4 protein-coding genes and 1 pseudogene are annotated in these 3,277 nt (G+C 74.4%); 3 read left to right on the forward strand and 2 right to left on the reverse strand.

What is annotated here, in order from left to right:
• The first annotated feature begins 118 nt into the window (after nucleotides 1–118).
• A complete protein-coding gene (locus G3I53_RS13230; RefSeq protein ID WP_164338979.1) occupies nucleotides 119–505 on the forward strand; it encodes a PPOX class F420-dependent oxidoreductase in 387 nt (128 codons plus the stop codon).
• A 58-nt stretch (nucleotides 506–563) separates the two neighbouring features.
• Here the strand turns inward: G3I53_RS13230 and G3I53_RS13235 are convergent, their stop codons facing one another.
• On the reverse strand, nucleotides 564–977 hold the full coding sequence (locus G3I53_RS13235; protein WP_164338978.1) for a zinc ribbon domain-containing protein: 414 nt from the start codon (nucleotides 975–977) through the stop codon (nucleotides 564–566).
• Between the two features lie 169 nt (nucleotides 978–1,146).
• Nucleotides 1,147–1,902, reverse strand: coding sequence for a TetR family transcriptional regulator (locus tag G3I53_RS13240; RefSeq protein WP_164438372.1), 756 nt, complete (start codon nucleotides 1,900–1,902; stop codon nucleotides 1,147–1,149).
• Nucleotides 1,903–2,047: 145 nt separating this feature from the next.
• On the opposite strand from G3I53_RS13240, the gene G3I53_RS13245 reads away from it, so the two are divergent.
• Nucleotides 2,048–2,881, forward strand: coding sequence for a hypothetical protein (locus G3I53_RS13245; RefSeq protein WP_164334309.1), 834 nt, complete (start codon nucleotides 2,048–2,050; stop codon nucleotides 2,879–2,881).
• A 72-nt stretch (nucleotides 2,882–2,953) separates the two neighbouring features.
• Nucleotides 2,954–3,277, forward strand: a pseudogene (locus G3I53_RS33845) (peptidoglycan-binding protein); the annotation flags it as partial.

Genomic DNA, 3,277 nt, shown 5'->3' on the forward strand with positions numbered 1-3,277 from the left:
CGGTCCCGGCGGACAGCGCCCCCCGCGGACAGCCGGCCGGGACCCCGTCAGGCGCACCGGACCGGTGGCCCGTCGCGCGCCCGGCGCGAAGGGCCGCGCAGGGCCTAGACTTTCCGCCATGGACGAAGCGGCCCTGGACCGGCTCGGATCGGGCAAGTACCTGTTGATCACCAGCTTCCGCAAGAACGGTTCGCCGGTGGCCACCCCGGTGTGGGTGGTACGGGACGGGGACGGGCTCGGGGTGTGGACCGCGGCCGACTCCTGGAAGGTGAAGCGGATCAGGGCCCGCGCCGAGGTCCTGGTCGGCCCGTGCGACCTGCGCGGCAACCCCACCGGCGAGCAGCTCCCGGCCGTGGCCGCCGTCGTGGACGCGGCCACCACCGCCCGCTACCGGCAGCTGATCGCCCGCAAGTACGGCCTCATGGGCCGCCTGACGCTCCTCGGCAGCCGTCTGCGCCGCGGTCTCGACGGCACGGTCGGGATCCGGGTGACCCCGGCCCCCTGACCCGGCCGGGCCGGGCCGGGCCGGGCCGCCGGGGGTGCCGTGCCGTCGTGGCGGTCCGTCAGGTCCAGGCGCGGTAGGGCTCGTCGACCAGCTGGAAGACGGGCTCGCCGCGCACCGGGTCCTTGGCCGTGGACAGCCGCACCCGGTCGCCGCTGTGGATGCCGATGGGCGGGCCCATGACCCGGCCCCGTACGACGAAGCCCTCGGCCATCTCGATGAGCGACACGTTGCGGGCCGCGGGCGTGTTGCGGTGCAGCACCGTGGAATGGCGAACGGTGCCGACGCCCTCGCTGCGCTCCGTCCGCAGGTCACTGCCCTGGCACACCGGACACAGCAGCCGGTGGTACATGGCGGTGCCGCACCAGGTGCAGCGCTGGAAGAGCATGGCGTCCCTGTCCGCGCCATGGGCCTCGAGCACACCGGTCGCGATACCGGCCGCCTGCTGAACGACGCTCCCTGAGTGGTGGTACACGCTGTCAACTCCCTGCACTGGGCCGGAATCCGGTGCGCGGTCCGCCGGGCACACGGGTGCCCGGTACGCCGTGCCGCCGAGCACAGCGACAGAGTATGGCACTCAGTGTCACTCGTAAAGGCACTGCGTTCCCTCGTTGCCCGGGGACGCACCCCGCGCGGCCGTCCCGTCAGTCGTGCCCGAGCACCGACTCCAGCTCCCGCACCACCCGCCACAGCGGCGCGTCCCGCCGGGACACCACGACCACCACGTCCTCGGGCGACGCCCCCGACGCCCCCGACGCCCCCGACGGCGGCGACGGCGGCCGGGCCGGCGCGGCGGCGCCGAACGCCTCGGCCACCTGCCCCAGCGCGTGGTCGAGAGCGGCCTCCGCGTCCTCCCGCCCGTCCGAACGCAGCCAGGAGCGCAGGGCGTTGTTGTGCGCGGCGACCACCGCCGCCGCGATCACGTCGGCCCGCAGGATGCCGTCCGGATGCCCGGCGAACCGCTCGCGCAGGAACCGCGCCATCGCCCGCTCGTAGTGCCACACCACCGACAGCTCGTAGGCGCGCAGGCCGGGCACCTGCTTGGTGAGCCGGTAGCGCTGCACGGAGAAGGACGGCTTCTCGGCGTACATGCGCAGCACCAGCCGGGCCGCGTCGCAGACCCGGGCCACCGGCTCGGCGTCGTCGGGGCTCGCGGCCAGGAAGGCCGTCATGTCGGCCAGGCAGCGCTCGTGGTCGGGGAAGACCACGTCCTCCTTGGTGGGGAAGTAGCGGAAGAACGACCGTCGTCCGACGCCCGCCAGCGCCACGATGTCGTCCACGGTGGTCTGTTCGTAGCCCCGCTCCGGGAACAGCCGGAAGGCCGCCGCGATCAGGGCGTCCCGCATGGGCGGCTGCTCGGTCCTGTCACCGCGGCCGGCCGCCGCCCCGCTGGAACTCATGCAGGTGAACGTAGCACCCGGAACCCCCCTCGTGGCACTCGGTGCAGCACTCCGCGGTACTGAGTGCTGCGGCAGCGGACAGGGCGGGACGTGGGGCGGGATGTCCTTCCTATGATCGGACCACGCCGTTCCCGAGGAGTCCTCCATGCCGTCCGCCCGCGCCCGCCTTCTCTACGTCACCGACCTCGCCTATCCGGCGCGCGGACGCCGCTACTGCGACGAGGACATCCTCCTGACCTCGCGGCTGCGCGACACGTTCGACCTGGCTCTGTGCCACCCCCGCGACGCCGCGGCGCTGATGGACGGCTTCGACGCCGTCGTCACCCGCAACAGCGGACCCGTGCTCCACCACCAGGACGCCCACGACGCCTTCCGCGCCCGCGCCGAGGAGACGGGCGTCCCCGTGTACAACCCGCTCACCGGCCGCGGCGACATGGCCGGGAAGCAGTACCTGCTCGACCTCTTCGCCGCCGGCCGGCCGGTGATCCCCACCGTCGGCCGCCGCGAGGACCTGCCCCGGCTGCCCCGGGCGGAGCGGTACGTGGTCAAGCCGATGCGGGGCGCCGACTCCGTGGGACTGCGCATCGTGTCCGGGGCCGAGGTGCCCGCCCTCGCCGGCGGCGGCCTGCTCGTCCAGCCGCACATCGACTTCGCCCACGAGATCTCCTTCTACTTCGTCGACGACGCCTTCCAGTACGCCCTCTACGCCCCCGACCCGGACCGGCGCTGGGAGCTGGAGCCCTACCGGCCGGACGCGGCCGACCTCGCCTTCGCCCGCAGCTTCATCGAGTGGAACACCCTCGCCCACGGCATCCAGCGCGTCGACGCCTGCCGTGCCCCCGGCGGCGAACTCCTGCTGGTGGAACTGGAGGACCACAACCCCTACCTGTCCCTGGACGCCCTCGACGACGCCGGCCGGGACTCCTTCGTGGCCGCCATGACGTCCTCCCTGCACCGCTTCCTGGACGCCCACCGCTGAACCACCGCCTCCCGCGCCGCGTATCCCTCCCCGTACGGGCGACCGTGCCCGCCCCGGCGGAAGGAGAGCAGCGTGCCGACACCACCCGGCCCCCGGCCACCGCACGACGGGCCGCCCCTCGAACCCGTCCGGGTCCTGCGCCCGCGCCGCACCGACGCCCTCGCCGAACTCTTCCGGGAGTTCGAGCGGGACACCACGGCCGGCTACGAGTCCGTGCCCGTGTCCGGTCCTGCGGCGGGCGGGGCGGAGGCCGAGACGCGGGAACTGCCGCCGGTGCCCGGCGCCCGGCCGGTCCGCTCGTGGACGCCCGCCCACAGTCCGGGACAGCGCCGCGCCGCCGTGGTGATCGCCACCGCCGCCGCGGCCCTGCTGGGGTTCGGAGCCGCCGCGCTGCTC

This window comes from Streptomyces sp. SID14436, from assembly GCF_010548465.1.
In the GTDB taxonomy this organism is placed as follows: domain Bacteria; phylum Actinomycetota; class Actinomycetes; order Streptomycetales; family Streptomycetaceae; genus Streptomyces.

Bases quoted from the DNA above. Each gene is read 5' to 3' on its own strand.
- G3I53_RS13240 (WP_164438372.1), bottom strand. From the start codon at position 1,902: ATGAGTTCCAGCGGGGCGGCGGCCGGCCGCGGTGACAGGACCGAGCAG.
- G3I53_RS13245 (WP_164334309.1), top strand. From the start codon at position 2,048: ATGCCGTCCGCCCGCGCCCGCCTTCTCTACGTCACCGACCTCGCCTAT.
- G3I53_RS13230 (WP_164338979.1), top strand. From the start codon at position 119: ATGGACGAAGCGGCCCTGGACCGGCTCGGATCGGGCAAGTACCTGTTG.